Origin of the sequence: Streptococcus oralis subsp. tigurinus, assembly GCF_002096275.1 — a bacterium.
Classification (GTDB): domain Bacteria; phylum Bacillota; class Bacilli; order Lactobacillales; family Streptococcaceae; genus Streptococcus; species Streptococcus oralis_CN.
This window is the reverse complement of record NZ_NCUG01000018.1, coordinates 894,092-912,096: the sequence shown is the minus strand read 5'-3', so window position 1 is coordinate 912,096 and position 18,005 is coordinate 894,092. Positions and strand designations below refer to the sequence as shown.

16 protein-coding genes are annotated in these 18,005 nt (G+C 41.3%); 13 read left to right on the top strand and 3 right to left on the bottom strand.

The genetic code is table 11. The features are described 5' to 3' along the window. Window positions 1-4 precede the first annotated feature (4 nt). The 11 genes from B7725_RS09535 (at window position 5) to B7725_RS09475 (ending at window position 11,530) form a co-directional block, all read left to right on the top strand. Window positions 5-1,102, top strand: a complete 1,098-nt coding sequence (locus B7725_RS09535) for a sensor histidine kinase (RefSeq protein WP_084875918.1) — start codon at window positions 5-7, stop codon at window positions 1,100-1,102. A gap of 1 nt (window position 1,103) precedes the next feature. Beyond that, window positions 1,104-1,703 (top strand): response regulator transcription factor, encoded by a 600-nt coding sequence (locus tag B7725_RS09530; protein WP_084875916.1) that lies wholly within the window; start codon window positions 1,104-1,106, stop codon window positions 1,701-1,703. 318 nt (window positions 1,704-2,021) lie between these two features. Next, on the top strand, window positions 2,022-2,435 hold the full coding sequence (gene rpsL / locus B7725_RS09515; protein WP_001142332.1) for a 30S ribosomal protein S12: 414 nt from the start codon (window positions 2,022-2,024) through the stop codon (window positions 2,433-2,435). 19 nt (window positions 2,436-2,454) lie between these two features. Then, a complete protein-coding gene (gene rpsG, locus B7725_RS09510) occupies window positions 2,455-2,925 on the top strand; it encodes a 30S ribosomal protein S7 (RefSeq protein WP_000087873.1) in 471 nt (156 codons plus the stop codon). A gap of 288 nt (window positions 2,926-3,213) precedes the next feature. Then, window positions 3,214-5,295 (top strand): elongation factor G, encoded by a 2,082-nt coding sequence (fusA, locus tag B7725_RS09505; RefSeq protein ID WP_000090343.1) that lies wholly within the window; start codon window positions 3,214-3,216, stop codon window positions 5,293-5,295. Between the two features lie 321 nt (window positions 5,296-5,616). After that, a complete protein-coding gene (locus B7725_RS09500; protein ID WP_084875913.1) occupies window positions 5,617-7,317 on the top strand; it encodes an acetolactate synthase large subunit in 1,701 nt (566 codons plus the stop codon). After that, window positions 7,310-7,786: an acetolactate synthase small subunit gene (ilvN, locus tag B7725_RS09495; protein ID WP_001253808.1), complete on the top strand. Its 477-nt coding sequence runs from the start codon at window positions 7,310-7,312 to the stop codon at window positions 7,784-7,786. The genes B7725_RS09500 and ilvN overlap by 8 nt, the downstream gene beginning before the upstream one ends. 90 nt (window positions 7,787-7,876) lie before the next feature. Beyond that, a complete protein-coding gene (ilvC, locus tag B7725_RS09490) occupies window positions 7,877-8,899 on the top strand; it encodes a ketol-acid reductoisomerase (protein WP_084875912.1) in 1,023 nt (340 codons plus the stop codon). Between the two features lie 79 nt (window positions 8,900-8,978). Then, window positions 8,979-10,229, top strand: a complete 1,251-nt coding sequence (ilvA, locus tag B7725_RS09485; RefSeq protein WP_084875910.1) for a threonine ammonia-lyase IlvA — start codon at window positions 8,979-8,981, stop codon at window positions 10,227-10,229. A gap of 82 nt (window positions 10,230-10,311) precedes the next feature. Further along, window positions 10,312-11,208 (top strand): SPFH domain-containing protein, encoded by an 897-nt coding sequence (locus B7725_RS09480; protein WP_084875908.1) that lies wholly within the window; start codon window positions 10,312-10,314, stop codon window positions 11,206-11,208. 106 nt (window positions 11,209-11,314) lie between these two features. After that, window positions 11,315-11,530 (top strand): capsule biosynthesis transcriptional regulator, encoded by a 216-nt coding sequence (locus tag B7725_RS09475; RefSeq protein WP_000241003.1) that lies wholly within the window; start codon window positions 11,315-11,317, stop codon window positions 11,528-11,530. 91 nt (window positions 11,531-11,621) lie between these two features. Here the strand turns inward: B7725_RS09475 and B7725_RS09470 are convergent, their stop codons facing one another. Continuing rightward, window positions 11,622-12,362, bottom strand: coding sequence for an amino acid ABC transporter ATP-binding protein (locus tag B7725_RS09470; RefSeq protein WP_000193353.1), 741 nt, complete (start codon window positions 12,360-12,362; stop codon window positions 11,622-11,624). Then, window positions 12,359-13,927 carry an ABC transporter substrate-binding protein/permease gene (locus tag B7725_RS09465; protein ID WP_084875907.1) on the bottom strand — a complete coding sequence of 523 codons (1,569 nt, stop codon included), beginning with the start codon at window positions 13,925-13,927 and terminating at the stop codon, window positions 12,359-12,361. The genes B7725_RS09470 and B7725_RS09465 overlap by 4 nt, the downstream gene beginning before the upstream one ends. Before the next feature lie 132 nt (window positions 13,928-14,059). Here B7725_RS09465 and B7725_RS09460 point away from each other — a divergent pair, with 132 nt between their 5' ends. Both B7725_RS09460 and B7725_RS09455 read left to right on the top strand, forming a co-directional pair. Continuing rightward, window positions 14,060-15,949 (top strand): DUF2207 domain-containing protein, encoded by a 1,890-nt coding sequence (locus B7725_RS09460; RefSeq protein ID WP_084875905.1) that lies wholly within the window; start codon window positions 14,060-14,062, stop codon window positions 15,947-15,949. A gap of 59 nt (window positions 15,950-16,008) precedes the next feature. Continuing rightward, window positions 16,009-16,854, top strand: coding sequence for an undecaprenyl-diphosphate phosphatase (locus B7725_RS09455; protein WP_009729779.1), 846 nt, complete (start codon window positions 16,009-16,011; stop codon window positions 16,852-16,854). 33 nt (window positions 16,855-16,887) lie between these two features. On the opposite strand, the gene dinB is transcribed toward B7725_RS09455, so the two are convergent. Beyond that, window positions 16,888-17,949, bottom strand: coding sequence for a DNA polymerase IV (gene dinB / locus B7725_RS09450; protein WP_084875903.1), 1,062 nt, complete (start codon window positions 17,947-17,949; stop codon window positions 16,888-16,890). Window positions 17,950-18,005: the final 56 nt, after the last annotated feature.

Genomic DNA, 18,005 nt, shown 5'->3' with positions numbered 1-18,005 from the left:
ATCTATGTTGGAAAAATTAAAAAACACTCATTATATGTTTCATATTTCAACAGTGTTTATCATCTTTCCTATAGCGGGTGTCATCGTTGGAGAGTACCCGCTTTTAACCTTGTTATGGACTCTACTATTTGTCCTAGCTTTCTATTCGGTTTTAGTCAGTCAGAATCGCACTGTGCAGTGGCTGGCTTGGTGGATCATGTTTGCTTACATTTTTTACAGTTCCGTCTGGCTGAATGCGAGCTTTGCTTGGTTTATCTTTTATTTATCCAATCTCCTTATTTACCAACTGGATGAGATTTCTTTTCACTCTTGGCGTTTTGTCAGTTTTATTGTCTTGCAACCGTTAATTTTGGCAGGGATTTATATGGTCGATCAAGTTAGTCCCTGGCAACTGCTCTTTTTCTTAGTGACTTTTGTCTTTTCTGATGCCTTGACTTTTGGTCTCTATCGAATTCGAACGACAGAAGAATTAAAAGAAGAAAAGAGAAAGCAAAATGCCAAGCTTAATCTTTTCTTGGCTGAAAATGAACGCAGTCGTATCGGTCAGGATCTTCATGACAGTCTAGGTCATACTTTTGCCATGCTGAGTGTGAAGACGGACCTTGCCCTCCAGCTTCTTCAAATGCAGGCCTATCCTCAAGTGGAAAAAGAATTAAAAGAAATTCATCAGATCAGCAAAGAATCCATGAATGAAGTTCGTACAATTATCGAAAATCTTAAAACCAGAACCCTTGCTTCCGAATTTACGACTGTTAAAAAAATGCTGGAAATTGCAGGAATTGAAACGGAAATCAATCACCAACTAGATACAGCTAGCCTAACTCAGGAATTAGAATCAACGGCCTCCATGATTTTACTCGAGTTAGTGACCAACATCATCAAACATGCCAAAGCATCGAAAGCTTACTTGAAATTAGAACGAACTGAGAAGGAACTCATTCTAACAGTGAGAGATGATGGCTGTGGCTTTGCTTCTCTAAAAGGAGATGAACTCCATACCGTTCGAGATCGTGTCCTTCCATTTTCGGGAGAGGTAAGGGTGATCAGTCAGAAGTGTCCAACAGAAGTGCAGGTTCGACTACCTTATAAGGAGAGAAACTAAGATGAAACTACTTGTTGCAGAAGATCAAAGTATGTTGCGAGATGCTATGTGCCAGTTGCTTACCTTTCAACCAGATGTGGAGTCTGTCCTACAAGCCAAGGATGGCCAAGAAGCAATCCAACTCCTAGAAAAAGAGTCTGTTGATATCGCCATTCTTGATGTAGAGATGCCTGTTAAGACAGGCCTCGAAGTTTTGGAGTGGATACGAGCAGAAAAGCCAGAAACAAAGGTGGTTGTGGTGACGACCTTCAAGCGCCCTGGCTATTTTGAACGTGCAATCAAGGCTGGAGTAGATGCCTATGTCTTGAAAGAAAGGAGCATTGCAGACCTCATGCAAACCTTACACACTGTCCTTGAAGGACGTAAGGAATATTCACCTGAATTGATGGAAGTAGTGATGACGCATCCCAATCCGTTAACAGAGCAAGAAATCGCTGTTTTAAAGGGAATTGCTCAGGGCTTGTCTAACCAAGAAATCGCAGACCAACTCTATCTATCAAATGGAACCGTCCGAAACTATGTCACCAATATTCTTTCGAAACTAGAGGCTAGTAATCGAACGGAGGCAGCCAACATTGCAAAAGAATCTGGTTGGCTTTGATAAGAAGGGTTAAACAATTCCGAAATGACAACTTGAATCAAAGGAAAACCATACTAGAAAGGAGGAGGCAAATCGCCTCCTTTTCTGGTTTAGAAAAGCGGTGAAAGCTAGTGTCAAAGAGTGAAAAGATCAGAATAAAAATGAAAAATATCTTGACAATGAAGGAAAAATTGTGTTACAATAATAGACGGTACTTTTTACTTTTGGTCTCTCAAAAGTGTACAGGGACGTGCTGACAAATGTTGCAAAAGTACACACAGATGGTAGCTGTCACCAAGTGTATCATCACCAAAAATAAAAAAACACAGGAGTATGTAGATGCCTACAATTAACCAATTGGTTCGCAAACCGCGTAAATCAAAAGTAGAAAAATCTAAATCACCAGCTTTGAACGTTGGTTACAACAGTCATAAAAAAGTTCAAACAAACGTTTCTTCACCACAAAAACGTGGTGTTGCAACTCGTGTTGGAACAATGACACCTAAAAAACCTAACTCAGCCCTTCGTAAATTTGCTCGTGTACGTTTGAGCAACCTTATCGAAGTTACTGCCTACATCCCAGGTATCGGACACAACTTGCAAGAACACAGCGTGGTGCTTCTTCGTGGTGGACGTGTAAAAGACCTTCCAGGGGTACGTTACCATATCGTCCGTGGTGCACTTGATACTGCAGGTGTTAACGATCGTAAACAAGGCCGTTCTAAATACGGTACTAAACGTCCAAAAGCATAAGGAAAGGGGATAAAGAGAAATGAGTCGTAAAAATAGAGCTCCAAAACGTGACGTATTGCCAGATCCGCTTTACAATTCACAACTAGTTACTCGTCTTATCAACCGCGTTATGCTTGATGGTAAACGTGGTACAGCTGCTTCAATCGTTTACGGTGCTTTTGAGCAAATCAAAGAAGCTACTGGCAACGATGCACTTGAAGTATTTGAAACAGCTATGGAAAACATCATGCCTGTACTTGAAGTACGTGCACGTCGTGTTGGTGGATCTAACTACCAAGTCCCAGTTGAAGTTCGTCCAGAACGTCGTACAACACTTGGACTTCGTTGGTTGGTAACCATCGCTCGCCTTCGTGGTGAACACACAATGCAAGACCGTCTTGCAAAAGAAATCTTGGACGCTGCTAACAACACTGGTGCAGCTGTTAAGAAACGTGAAGACACTCACCGTATGGCTGAAGCTAACCGTGCCTTCGCACACTTCCGTTGGTAAGAATAAGATACTAAGGGCGTTAAAAAAGCGACTGAAAATTAGAAAGCTTGACGCAGAATCAAAGATTCTAGGAAAGCTTATCTATTTTCCGAGCTTTTAGCCCGAGTTCAATTGAGTTCAACTCAGCTAACTTGAGCTTCTAGCCCGAGTTCAATTCAACTTGTCTACAAGTTGAAACCAACAAAAACAAGATAAACATTGAGAACGGGTAGGTCCTGCCTATCCGTTTTTATTAAAATCGTGTTATAATAGAATAGAAATCAAAAATAAATAGGAGAAACAAACCTCATGGCACGCGAATTTTCACTTGAAAAAACTCGTAATATCGGTATCATGGCTCACGTCGATGCCGGTAAAACAACAACTACTGAGCGTATTCTTTACTACACTGGTAAAATCCACAAAATCGGTGAAACTCACGAAGGTGCGTCACAAATGGACTGGATGGAGCAAGAGCAAGAACGTGGTATCACTATCACATCTGCTGCGACAACAGCTCAATGGAACAACCATCGCGTAAACATCATCGACACACCAGGGCACGTGGACTTCACAATTGAAGTACAACGTTCTCTTCGTGTATTGGACGGTGCGGTTACTGTTCTTGACTCACAATCAGGTGTTGAGCCTCAAACTGAAACAGTTTGGCGTCAAGCAACTGAGTACGGAGTTCCACGTATCGTATTTGCCAACAAAATGGACAAAATCGGTGCTGACTTCCTTTACTCAGTAAGCACACTTCACGACCGTCTTCAAGCAAACGCACATCCAATCCAATTGCCAATCGGTGCTGAAGATGATTTCCGTGGTATCATCGACTTGATCAAGATGAAAGCTGAAATCTATACAAACGACCTTGGTACAGATATCCTTGAAGAGGATATTCCAGCTGAATATCTTGAACAAGCACAAGAATACCGTGAAAAATTGATCGAAGCAGTTGCTGAAACTGATGAAGATTTGATGATGAAATACCTCGAAGGTGAAGAAATCACTAACGAAGAATTGAAAGCGGGTATCCGTAAAGCTACTATCAATGTTGAATTCTTCCCAGTATTGTGTGGTTCTGCCTTCAAAAACAAAGGGGTTCAATTGATGCTTGATGCGGTTATCGACTACCTTCCAAGCCCACTTGACATCCCAGCGATCAAAGGTGTTAACCCAGATACAGATGAAGAAGAAACTCGTCCAGCATCTGACGAAGAGCCATTCGCAGCTCTTGCCTTCAAGATCATGACAGACCCATTCGTAGGTCGTTTGACGTTCTTCCGTGTTTACTCAGGTGTTCTTCAATCAGGTTCATACGTATTGAATACTTCTAAAGGTAAACGTGAACGTATCGGACGTATCCTTCAAATGCACGCTAACAGCCGCCAAGAAATCGACACTGTTTACTCAGGTGATATCGCAGCTGCCGTTGGTTTGAAAGATACGACAACTGGTGACTCATTGACTGATGAAAAAGCTAAAATCATCCTTGAATCAATCGACGTTCCAGAACCAGTTATCCAATTGATGGTTGAGCCAAAATCTAAAGCAGACCAAGACAAGATGGGTATCGCCCTTCAAAAATTGGCTGAAGAAGATCCAACATTCCGTGTTGAAACAAACGTTGAAACTGGTGAAACAGTTATCTCTGGTATGGGTGAGCTTCACCTTGACGTCCTTGTTGACCGTATGCGTCGTGAGTTCAAAGTTGAAGCGAACGTAGGTGCTCCTCAAGTATCTTACCGTGAAACATTCCGCGCTTCTACTCAAGCACGTGGATTCTTCAAACGTCAGTCTGGTGGTAAAGGTCAATTCGGTGATGTATGGATTGAATTTACTCCAAACGAAGAAGGTAAAGGATTCGAATTCGAAAACGCAATCGTCGGTGGTGTGGTTCCTCGTGAATTTATCCCAGCGGTTGAAAAAGGTTTGGTAGAATCTATGGCTAACGGTGTTCTTGCAGGTTACCCAATGGTTGACGTTAAAGCTAAGCTTTACGATGGTTCATACCACGATGTTGACTCATCTGAAACTGCCTTCAAGATCGCTGCATCTCTTGCACTTAAAGAGGCTGCTAAGACTGCACAACCAGCTATCCTTGAACCAATGATGCTTGTAACCATCACTGTTCCAGAAGAAAACCTTGGTGATGTTATGGGCCACGTGACTGCTCGTCGTGGACGTGTAGATGGTATGGAAGCACACGGTAACAGCCAAATCGTTCGTGCTTACGTTCCACTTGCTGAAATGTTCGGTTACGCAACAGTTCTTCGTTCTGCATCTCAAGGACGTGGTACATTCATGATGGTATTTGACCACTACGAAGATGTACCTAAGTCAGTACAAGAAGAAATCATTAAGAAAAACAAAGGTGAAGAATAATCTGTCTTCGCAATAGAAGGAAGTCACTTGGTGGCTTCCTTTTTTTGTCTTTAACTATTCATTTTTGCTGAATATAGTATACAAATTTAGTCGCTAAGTGAGAGAGTTATTAATTTTATCCAGAAAGAAAATATTCTAATTTGATAAATTAAAGTAAATAAAGGTTCCTAATTCCGTAGAAAAGTTAATAAAAATGAGAAAAAGATTCATAAATACACTTTTAGATAGAAAATTCAGAAAATTGCTTCTTTTATCTTGAAAATTTTTGAAAAAATGGTATGATAGTAACAAGCTATTTTTAAGAGAAGAGAAAGGGGAACAATGGAGAAAATCAGTTTAGAATCTCCTAAGACGGGGTCGGACCTAGTTTTGGAAACACTTCGTGATTTAGGAATTGATACCATATTTGGCTATCCTGGTGGTGCTGTCTTGCCTTTTTATGATGCGATATATAATTTTAAAGGCATTCGCCACATTTTAGGACGCCATGAGCAAGGTTGTTTGCACGAAGCTGAAGGATATGCCAAATCAACTGGAAAGTTGGGTGTTGCTGTCGTCACGAGTGGACCGGGAGCTACAAATGCCATTACAGGGATTGCAGATGCCATGAGTGATAGCGTTCCCCTTTTGGTCTTTACAGGTCAGGTGGCGCGTGCAGGGATTGGGAAGGATGCCTTTCAGGAGGCAGACATCGTGGGCATTACCATGCCAATCACTAAGTACAATTACCAAGTTCGTGAGACGGCAGATATTCCTCGCATCATTACGGAAGCTGTCCATATCGCAACGACAGGTCGTCCAGGGCCCGTCGTGATTGACCTACCAAAAGACGTATCTGCCTTAGAGACAGATTTCATCTATTCACCCGAAGTGAATTTGCCAAGTTATCAACCGACTCTAGAGCCAAATGACATGCAAATCAAGAAAATCTTGAAGCAATTGTCAAAAGCCAAGAAACCTGTTTTATTGGCAGGTGGTGGAGTTAGTTATGCAGAAGCAGCTACAGAACTCAATGAGTTTGCTGAACGTTACCAAATTCCAGTCGTGACCAGTCTTTTAGGGCAAGGTACGATTGCGACGAGTCATCCGCTCTTTCTTGGAATGGGAGGCATGCACGGGTCTTTCGCAGCTAATATTGCCATGACGGAAGCCGACTTTATGATTAGTATTGGTTGTCGTTTCGATGACCGCTTGACTGGAAATCCTAAGACCTTTGCTAAAAATGCCAAGGTTGCTCATATCGACATTGATCCAGCCGAGATTGGTAAGATTATCAGTGCAGATATTCCAGTGGTGGGCGATGCTAAGAAAGCCTTGCAGATGCTACTAGCAGAACCAACTGTTCATAACAATACTGAAAAGTGGATTGAAAAAGTCACCAAGGACAAGAATCGAGTTCGTTCTTATGATAAGAAAGAACGTGTGGTTCAGCCTCAGGCCGTTATTGAACGCATCGGTGAGTTGACGAATGGAGATGCCATTGTTGTCACAGACGTAGGTCAACACCAAATGTGGACAGCTCAGTATTATTCTTACCAAAATGAACGTCAATTGGTAACTTCAGGTGGCTTGGGTACCATGGGCTTCGGAGTTCCTGCAGCTATTGGAGCCAAGATTGCAAATCCAGAAAAAGAGGTTATCCTTTTTGTCGGTGATGGTGGTTTCCAAATGACCAACCAAGAGCTAGCAATCCTAAACATCTACAAGGTGCCGATTAAGGTTGTCATGTTGAATAACCACTCACTAGGAATGGTTCGTCAGTGGCAGGAATCCTTCTATGAGGGTAGAACTTCCGAGTCAGTCTTTGATACACTTCCTGACTTCCAGCTGATGGCACAGGCTTACGGTATCAAAAACTATAAATTTGATAATCCAGAGACGATAGAGAAGGATCTAGAAGTCATTCTGGAGGATGTGCCGATGTTTATCGAGGTGGATATTTCTCGTAAGGAACAGGTTTTACCGATGGTACCAGCTGGTAAGAGCAATCATGAGATGTTGGGGGTGAAGTTCCATGCGTAGAATGTTAACTGCAAAACTACAAAATCGTTCGGGAGTCCTCAATCGCTTTACAGGTGTCCTATCTCGTCGTCAGGTCAACATTGAGAGTATCTCAGTTGGTGCGACAGAGAACCCCAATGTATCTCGTATCACCATCATTATTGATGTAGCTTCTCATGATGAAGTAGAGCAAATCATTAAACAGCTCAATCGTCAGATTGATGTGATTCGCATTCGAGATATCACAGATAAACCACACTTGGAAAGAGAAGTTATCTTGGTGAAGGTATCTGCTCCTGCTGAAAAGCGTGCAGAAATCTTGGCCATTATCCAACCTTTCCGTGCAACGGTAGTAGATGTGGCTCCAAGCTCAATCACTATTCAGATGACTGGAAATGCTGAGAAGAGTGAAGCTTTATTGCGAGTGATTCGACCATACGGTATTAAAAATATCGCTCGTACGGGTGCAACTGGATTTACCCGCGACTAATACTCTTTGATTTTTATTGAGTATAAAATCCAGCATAAGTTTGTTAAACCAGCCTAAAAGGCAATAAAAAATAGAAAAGAGAGAAAAACTATGGCAGTTCAAATGGAATACGAAAAAGATGTTAAAGTAGCAGCGCTTGATGGTAAAAAAATCGCCGTAATCGGTTATGGTTCACAAGGACATGCGCATGCGCAAAACTTGCGTGACTCAGGTCGTGATGTCATCATCGGTGTACGTCCTGGTAAATCTTTTGACAAAGCAAAAGAAGATGGATTTGACACTTATACAGTAGCAGAAGCAACTAAATTGGCTGACGTTATCATGATCTTGGCACCAGACGAAATCCAACAAGAATTGTACGAAGCAGAAATCGCTCCAAACTTAGAAGCTGGAAATGCAGTTGGATTTGCTCATGGTTTCAACATCCACTTTGAATTTATCAAAGTACCTGCAGATGTGGATGTCTTCATGTGTGCTCCTAAAGGACCAGGACATTTGGTACGTCGTACTTACGAAGAAGGATTTGGTGTGCCAGCTCTTTATGCAGTCTACCAAGACGCTACAGGAAATGCGAAAAACATTGCTATGGACTGGTGTAAAGGTATTGGAGCAGCTCGTGTTGGTTTACTTGAAACAACTTACAAAGAAGAAACTGAAGAAGATTTGTTTGGTGAACAAGCCGTACTTTGTGGTGGCTTGACTGCCCTTATCGAAGCAGGCTTTGAAGTCTTGACAGAAGCAGGATACGCCCCAGAATTGGCTTACTTTGAAGTTCTTCATGAAATGAAATTGATCGTTGACTTGATCTATGAAGGTGGATTCAAGAAAATGCGTCAATCTATTTCAAACACTGCTGAATACGGTGACTATGTATCAGGTCCACGTGTGATTACTGAGCAAGTCAAAGAAAACATGAAAGCTGTTTTGGCAGATATCCAAAATGGTAAATTTGCAAATGACTTTGTAAATGACTACAAGGCTGGACGTCCAAAATTGACTGCTTACCGTGAACAAGCAGCTAACCTTGAAATTGAAAAAGTTGGTGCTGAATTGCGTAAAGCAATGCCATTCGTTGGTAAAAATGACGACGACGCATTCAAAATCTACAACTAATTCTTGTGAAGAAAAACAGAAGGCGAGTTGGGGGTACCTAACTCGCTTTTTATCTTAAACAGTATTTGAGGAGGAGACAATGCTAAGTGCAAAAGACGTGGTGAAAGCCCACAAAGTATTGAGTGGTGTAGTAGTCAATACTCCACTTGATTATGATCATTATTTATCAGAGAAGTATGGTGCTAAGATTTATTTGAAGAAGGAAAATGCCCAGCGTGTTCGTTCTTTTAAGATTCGCGGAGCCTATTATGCCATTTCTCAATTAACAAAAGAAGAACGTGAGCGTGGTGTAGTCTGTGCCTCTGCAGGAAATCACGCCCAAGGCGTCGCCTATACTTGTAATGAGATGAAGATTCCTGCAACCATCTTTATGCCCATCACAACACCGCAACAAAAGATTGGACAGGTCCGCTTTTTTGGTGGAGACTTCGTGACCATTAAACTAGTTGGAGATACCTTTGATGCCTCAGCTAAAGCAGCTCAAGAGTTTACACTGTCGGAAAACCGCACCTTCATTGATCCCTTTGATGATGCTCATGTCCAAGCAGGTCAAGGGACTGTAGCCTATGAAATTCTTGAAGAAGCTCGTAAAGATTCTATTGATTTTGATACAGTACTAGTTCCGGTAGGTGGTGGCGGACTGATTGCAGGGGTTTCGACCTATATCAAAGAAACCAATCCCGCTATCGAAGTAATTGGTGTAGAAGCTAATGGTGCTCGCTCTATGAAAGCTGCCTTTGAGGCTGGGGGACCAGTTAAACTCAAAGAAATTGATAAGTTTGCCGATGGGATAGCCGTACAGAAGGTTGGACAGTTGACCTATGAAGCGACCCGTAAGAATGTTGAAACGCTGATTGGGGTGGACGAGGGCTTGATTTCTGAAACCTTGATTGATCTTTATTCCAAGCAAGGAATTGTAGCGGAACCAGCAGGGGCTGCTAGTGTTGCAGCCTTGGAAGTTTTATCAGACTATATCAAAGGCAAGACGATTTGTTGTATTATTTCTGGAGGAAATAACGATATCAACCGCATGCCAGAGATGGAAGAACGTGCCTTGATTTACGATGGAATCAAGCATTACTTTGTAGTGAATTTCCCACAGCGTCCAGGAGCTCTCCGAGAGTTTGTAAATGACATTTTGGGGCCAAATGATGACATCACTCGTTTTGAATATATCAAACGAGCAAGCAAGGGGACAGGCCCTGTATTGATTGGGATTGCTCTTGCCAATAAGCATGATTATGCTGGATTGATTCATCGAATGGAAAAGTTTGACCCGTCTTATATTAATTTGAATGGAAATGAAACATTGTATAATATGTTAGTTTAAACTAAAATAAAATTATTATCATATTATTTGCGTAATGATAACGATGGTGTTATAATGAGGGTGATGAAAGGGGGAGATTCCCATGGTTTTACAAATTTTACTTGTTTTATTGTTTTTAGTGGTGATTGCATCAGTGATTATGGTTAGTTCTGTGTATGTGGTTCGACAACAATCTGTCGCTATCATAGAACGCTTTGGTAAATACCAAAAGTTGAGCAATAGTGGTATTCATTTGCGGGCTCCCTTTGGGATTGATAGAATTGCGGCAAGAGTACAACTACGCTTGTTGCAGAGTGAAATCGTTGTAGAGACAAAGACGCAAGATAATGTATTTGTAACGATGAATGTGGCAACTCAGTATCGAGTGAATGAAAACAATGTCACAGATGCCTATTATAAATTGATGCGTCCAGAAGCCCAAATCAAATCCTATATTGAAGATGCTTTGCGCTCATCTGTACCAAAGTTAACCCTAGATGAGTTGTTTGAGAAGAAGGATGAAATCGCCTTAGAAGTTCAAAAACAAGTGGCAGAAGAAATGTCTACGTATGGGTATATCATTGTCAAAACGCTGATTACTAAGGTTGAACCTGATGCTGAAGTAAAACAATCAATGAATGAAATCAATGCGGCTCAACGTAAGAGAGTTGCAGCGCAAGAACTTGCTGAAGCAGATAAGATTAAGATCGTGACCGCAGCAGAAGCAGAAGCAGAAAAAGATCGCCTACATGGTGTAGGGATTGCAGAACAGCGTAAAGCGATTGTTGACGGACTGGCTGATTCTATCAAAGAGTTAAAGGGAGCTAATGTTGAGCTGACTGAAGAACAAATCATGTCTATCCTATTAACGAACCAGTATTTAGATACGTTGAATAATTTTGCAGAAAAAGAAGGTAATAATACAATCTTCCTACCAGCAAATCCTAATGGAGTTGAGGATATAAGAACTCATATATTATCGGCTTTAAAAGCCAAATAAAAATATGCAGAATAATATAGTTGTGACGAATATATGTTTTTTTATTGACAGATGAAATAAAAACGTATACAATTAAGAATTGTAAAGAATAATTCAGGAGAAGAACATGGTTAAGTCAAACTTTGAAAAGGTAGAAGCAGTTGTTGGCTGGGTTCGTGATAAGAAAATTACAGGATACCGTATCTCTAAAGAAACGAATGCGCGTGAAATGTCTATCATTGCCCTAGCACAAGGACGCGCAAAAGTTAAAAATATTTCATTTGAAACAGCTCTTAGTTTAATCGATTTCTATGAAAAAAATCATGAAAAATTTGAAGATTGAACTGTGGTCACAGGCAGATTCCTGAATCGAGTCTGCCTTTTTTTACAATTACAAACTAAAAAGACTGCATTCTGTATGCAGTCTTTATTTATTAATTGAGATAACGCTGAAGGAATTCTTTTGTCCGTTCTTCTTTAGGGTTCGTGAAGAGTTCTTCAGGTTTACCTTCTTCTGCAATGATTCCCTTGTCCATGAAGATGACACGATGGGAGACGTCGCGAGCAAATTCCATTTCGTGGGTTACAACAATCATGGTCAAGCCTTCTTGAGCTAGGTCCTGCATAATTTTGAGGACTTCTCCGACCATTTCGGGGTCAAGGGCAGATGTTGGTTCGTCGAAGAGAATAGCGTCAGGATTCATGGAGAGTGCACGAGCGATAGCTACACGTTGCTTTTGTCCACCTGAAAGTTGCTTCGGCTTGGCTTGCCAGTAACGTTCTCCCATACCAACTTTTTCAAGATTCTCTTTGGCAATTTTTTCAGCTTCAGAGTGGTCACGTTTGAGTACTGTCGTTTGGGCGACGATGGTATTTTCGAGGACATTCAGATTTTCAAAGAGATTGAAAGATTGGAAAACCATACCGAGCTTTTCACGATAATGGGTGAGGTTATAGCCTTTTTCGAGGACGTTTTCTCCGCGATAGAGAATCTCTCCTCCTGTAGGTGTTTCGAGTAAATTGATTGAACGAAGGAAGGTTGATTTTCCGCTTCCCGAGCTTCCGATGATGGAAATAACCTCTCCTTTATGGACGGTGAGAGAAATGTCTTTTAGCACTTCATTTTGTCCATAGGATTTTTTTAGGTGTTTGATTTCAAGGATTGGTTGTGTCATTTTTTCAAATCCCCCGTTTGCATTTGGTTAGCACCTGTAGTGTAAGTGTCCATGTCCATATAGCGTTCGATAAAACGTAGGATACGGGTCACAGTGAAGGTGAGGACAAAGTAAATCACTGCAATGATGGTAAAGGTCTGGAAGTATTGATAGGTTTGCGTCGCTACAGTATTTCCTGAGAAATAAAGCTCGACAACTGAAATAACGTTCAATACAGAGGTATCTTTGATATTGATGACAAACTCATTACCAGTAGCAGGTAGAATATTACGGACAACCTGAGGAAGGACAATCTTACGCATGGTTTGATTGTGGGTCATACCAAGAGCAGTTGCAGCTTCGAACTGTCCCTTGTCAACTGCTAGAATACCACCACGAACGATTTCTGTCATGTAGGCACCCGTGTTGATTGAGACGATAAAGATAGCAGCCAGTGTCCGGTCGAGATTGATACCGAAAGCTTGAGCAGTCCCATAGTAGATAACCATGGATTGAACAATCATCGGTGTACCACGGAAGATTTCAATATAGACATTGAGGATCCAACCGACTAGTTTTTGTAGGCTGTAAATGGCTTTGTTTTCCGAGAGAGGAGCAGTACGGAAGACACCAATGGCAAGACCGATAATGAGACCTACGATAGTTCCGATAATGGAGATTAAGAGTGTGATACCAGCACCACGCACGAGCTGTTGCCAGTTTTCAGAAAGAATTTTAGCAACTTGGCTGAAGAAATTACTGCTACTTTCTTCAGTTGTTGTGGCTTCGGCAGGTTGCTCCTGAATCATACGATCCATGAGGGCTACTTGCTCATCCTTAGAGATGGTTTCAATACTCGCATTGATTTGGCTGATACGACTGTCATCTTTACGAAGTCCAATGGCGATAGCTGTATCTTCTTCGCCAGTTTTGAAACCTGGTTGGGGTTGGATCATTTTGAACTTAGCGTTAGCAGACTCAGCGGTCATTGCTTCAGGTCGTTCAGAAACATAGGCATCAATAACACCAGCCTCCAAAGCTTGACGCATCTGAGCGAAGTCCCCCATAGCTGTTTCTTTTTTGGCACCTGGAATTTGAGAAATCAAATCATAAAGGTAAACACCTTGTTGAGAAGTGATTTTTGCTCCGCTAAAATCTTCCAAAGATTTGGCATTTGCATAGGCAGAGTCCTTTTTGACCAATAGAACTGGCTCGCTAGTATAGTAACTGCTTGAAAAAGCAATTTCTTGTTTACGTTCAGCGGTTGGGCTCATACCAGCAATGATCATATCGATTTTACCAGAAGTAAGGGCTGGAACAAGTCCTTCCCACTTGGTTTTCACGACCAAAGGTTCCTTACCTAGATCTTTGGCAATTTTTTTAGCGATTTGAACATCGTAGCCGTTGGCATATTGGTTGGTACCGTCGATTTTAACAGCACCATTACTATCGTCGTCTTGGGTCCAGTTAAAGGGAGCGTAAGCTGCCTCCATCCCGATGCGTAAATATTCGTCGGCTTGGACTTGGCTAGCTAGTCCTAATATAAGGGCTAGGCTAGCAAGAATAGATAAGCATAATTTTTTCATGTTTTCTCCTATTTCTAGTCTAAAAATGACTTCTCTCTATTGTATCTAAAAATGGTGAGATTTTCAATACAAGTAAGCCTTTACTTATAAAAAATGATATAATGATAGCAAAGATAAAAAGGGGATTGTGTTATGAAAAAGACTTTTTTCGTGCTTTTATTTAGCTTGTTTTGTATTTTACCACTCTCTGTTTTTGCGGTTGATTTTAAGATTCGCTCTTATCAAGGTGATTTGTATATTCATGCAGATAATACGGCAGAATTTAGGGAGAAAGTAGTCTATTATTTTGATGAAGACTTTAATGGACAACTAGTAGGACTTGGCCGTTCTGGTAAGATGCCAAAGGGCTTTGAAATAGATCCCAGTCCGAAGGTTCAGTTATGGAAAAATGCTAGCGCCATTGAGAATGTCAATAGTGAAGTGATAGAAGAATCGGAAGGTTATACTGTAAAAGTGTATAATCCAGGCCAAGAAGGGGATACCGTTGAAGTGGTAATCACATGGCAACTAAAAAACCTCCTATTTCTATATGATGATATCGCGGAACTTAATTGGCAACCCTTGACAGATAGTTCAGAACCTATCGAAAATTTTGAGTTTCGGGTAACAGGCTTTAATGGAGCTGAAAAACTTTTCTTTCATACAGGGAAACTCTTTACAGAGGGCAAGGTAGAGAAGACAGGTGGTGATTATCGTGTTCATTTGCAGAACATACCTCGTCAGCGTGGGGTTGAATTGCATGCCTATTGGCCTAGAAAAGATTTTGGAACAGCTTTGGATCAGGGATTGAAGGGCAATCGTTTAGCAGAATTTGAAAAAATAGAGGAGTCCATTGCTGCTGAAAAAGCTCAAAGCAAAGCTCTGGTTACGTGGGTTATCCCTTTTTTACTCTCGCTTTCTTTAGTCTTTAGTGTCATTTTCTATCGCATTTACCGAAGAAAAACCTCCCCATCGAAGAAACATGCTAAAAATCACCGTCTCTACGAACCGCCAATGGACTTAGAACCGATGGTTTTATCGGAATCTGTTTACTCCACTTCTTTAGAGGAAGTCAGTCCCTTGACCAAGGGAGGAGGGAAGTTCACCTTTGACCAACTCGTTCAGGCAACCTTATTGGATGTGATCGACCGTGGAAATATTTCAATCATCTCAAATGGAGATGAGGTCCGTCTAAAAGTCGTAAAAGAAAAAGGATTGGCAAGTTTTGAAAAAGATTGTCTTAATTTGGCCTTTTCAGGAAGAGAAGAAGTGCTTGTTTCAGATTTGTTTGCAGATTACCAAGTGTCAACTAGTCTTTACCAAGGTGCAAAAGCAGCTGATGAAAAAAGGATTCAGAAAACAGGACGTAAGCTTAAGTCGTCTTTCGAGCAAGCTCTGAAGCAGATGCAGGATGGGGTGAGAAAGCGGGTTTCCTCTTTGCAACTTCCAGATTATTATCGTCCACTGAGTAATGGCGAAAAAATCTTGCGATTGACGATAGGTGTCTCTACGCTTCTACCTGCTTTCGTTGGTTTTGGCTGGTTCTTGTACAGTTTGGATGCTCACGGGTATCTTTCCCTGCCACTTCCTATCCTTGGGTTTGTGAGCTTGATGTTAGCTGCCGTCTATTATTGGACAACCCGATTTGATACTCGTGATGGTGTTTTAAACGAAGAAGGACTAGAAGCGTACTATCTCTGGACTAGTTTTGAAAACATGCTTCGCGATATCGCCCATCTAGACAAGGCAGAATTAGAGAGTATTGTTCTTTGGAATCGCCTCCTTGTCTATGCTACTTTATTTGGTTATGCGGACAAGGTGAGTCATTTGATGAAATCTTATCAGATTCAAGTTGAGAATCCAGATATCAATCTTTATGTAGCTTATGGCTGGCACAGCATGTTTTATCATTCAACTGCTCAAATGAGTCACTATGCTAGTATTGCAAACACAGCAAGTACCTACTCCGTATCTTCTGGAAGTGGTTCTTCAGGTGGAGGATTCTCAGGAGGCGGAGGCGGTGGTAGCATCGGTGCCTTCTAAAAAACCTATCGCAGAATCCGAAATTATGTTATAATAGAGGACAGAAAAAGGAGTAATACATGTATCTTATTGAAATTTTGAAGTCGATCTTTTTTGGGATTGTTGAAGGAATTACAGAATGGTTGCCCATTTCAAGTACGGGTCACTTGATCTTGGTTGAAGAATTTGTACAATACAAGGACCAAAATGAAGCCTTCATGTCCATGTTTAATGTTGTCATTCAGCTCGGTGCTATCTTAGCGGTTATGGTGATTTACTTTAACAAGCTCAATCCCTTCAAACCTGGTAAAAATAAGGTGGAAGTCCGTCGAACTTGGCAATTGTGGTCAAAAGTCCTCGTTGCGACCTTGCCTTTATTGTTAGTCTTTAAGCTGGATGATTGGTTTGACACTCATTTTCATAATATGGTATCAGTTGCGATTATGTTGATTATCTATGGTGTTGCCTTTATCTATCTTGAAAAAAGAAATAAGGCGCAAGCTATTGAACCAACAATCACAGAACTTGAAAAGCTTCCCTACAAGACAGCTCTCTATATCGGACTCTTCCAAGTCCTCGCCCTCTTCCCAGGAACGAGCCGTTCAGGTGCAACTATCGTTGGTGGTTTGTTGAATGGAACAAGTCGCTCTGTCGTAACAGAGTTTACCTTCTATCTCGGAATTCCTGTTATGTTCGGAGCCAGTGCTTTAAAGATTTTCAAATTTATTAAAGCAGGTCAACTTTTGAGTTTTGGACAACTATTCCTGCTTTTGGTTGCTATGGGTGTTGCCTTCGCGGTCAGCATGGTTGCTATTCGCTTCTTGACTGGCTATGTGAAGAAGCACGACTTTACCCTCTTTGGTAAATACCGTATCGTACTCGGTAGTGTCTTGTTGCTCTATAGTTTTGTGCGTTTATTTGTATAAGAAAAAGCTTGAGGGAATCTTCCTTCAAGCTTTTTAAAATCCTGTTACTGTGACTCCTAGTAAACGGATGCCTTTTTCTTTTTCAGCTAGTTCTTCGTAGAGTTGAAGGGCAGTTTGAGAAATCTGACTAGCGTCCTGTGTTGCTTTTGGGAGGCTTTTTCGTCTAGTTAGAGTGGAAAAGTCAGCATATCGTATTTTGAGGATAATGATTTTTCCAGCTTTGTCCTGCGTGCTGAGATTGAGAGCTACCTTTTCGGAGAGAAGAGTCAGCTCTTTTTTGATGTCTTCTTCTACTTGCAGGATTTTTCCGTAGGTTTTTTCCTTGCCAATGGACTTGCGAATACGATTGGCCTTGACCGGTGAATTATGAATGCCCCTAGCCTTTCGATAAAGATCAAAACCAAGTCTACCAAACCGATCGATTAAAGTGACTTCAGAAACAGCCAATAAGTCTTCACCAGTATAAATGCCCATTTCATGAAGCCGTTCAACTGTTTTTTTGCCCACACCGTGAAATTTAGCAATGTCCATTTGTTTGAGAAAATCCTCAGCCTGATCTGGGAGGATGACTGTTAAACCATGTGGTTTTTGATAGTCACTAGCCATTTTAGCTAAGAATTTGTTATAAGAGACGCCTGCAGAAGCAGTCAGATGTAGCTCCTGCCAGATATCTTGTTGGATGAGGCGGGCTATTTTGACAGCTGACTTGATACCGAGTTTATTTTCCGTTACATCCAAGTATGCCTCGTCAATACTCATAGGTTCAATCAAATCAGTGTAGCGTTTAAAAATAGCACGAATCTCAAGTCCCACAGTCTTATACTTTTCATAATTTCCTGAGATAAAGATAGCTTGGGGACAGCGCTCATAAGCTTCTTTAGAGCTCATGGCTGAATGAACACCAAAAGCTCGCGCCTCATAGCTACAGGTAGAAACGACACCACGTCCACCTGTTTGTCTGGGGTCACTCCCGATGATGACAGGTTTGCCCTTTAACTTAGGATTGTCTCGTATTTCCACCGCAGCAAAAAAGGCATCCATGTCGATATGGATGATTTTTCTAGACAAATCATTAATCAATGGAAATATGAGCATTTAGCTTCCTTTCTAGCCGTATTTTCTTTCTCATTATACCGTTTTTTCTGAAAAAA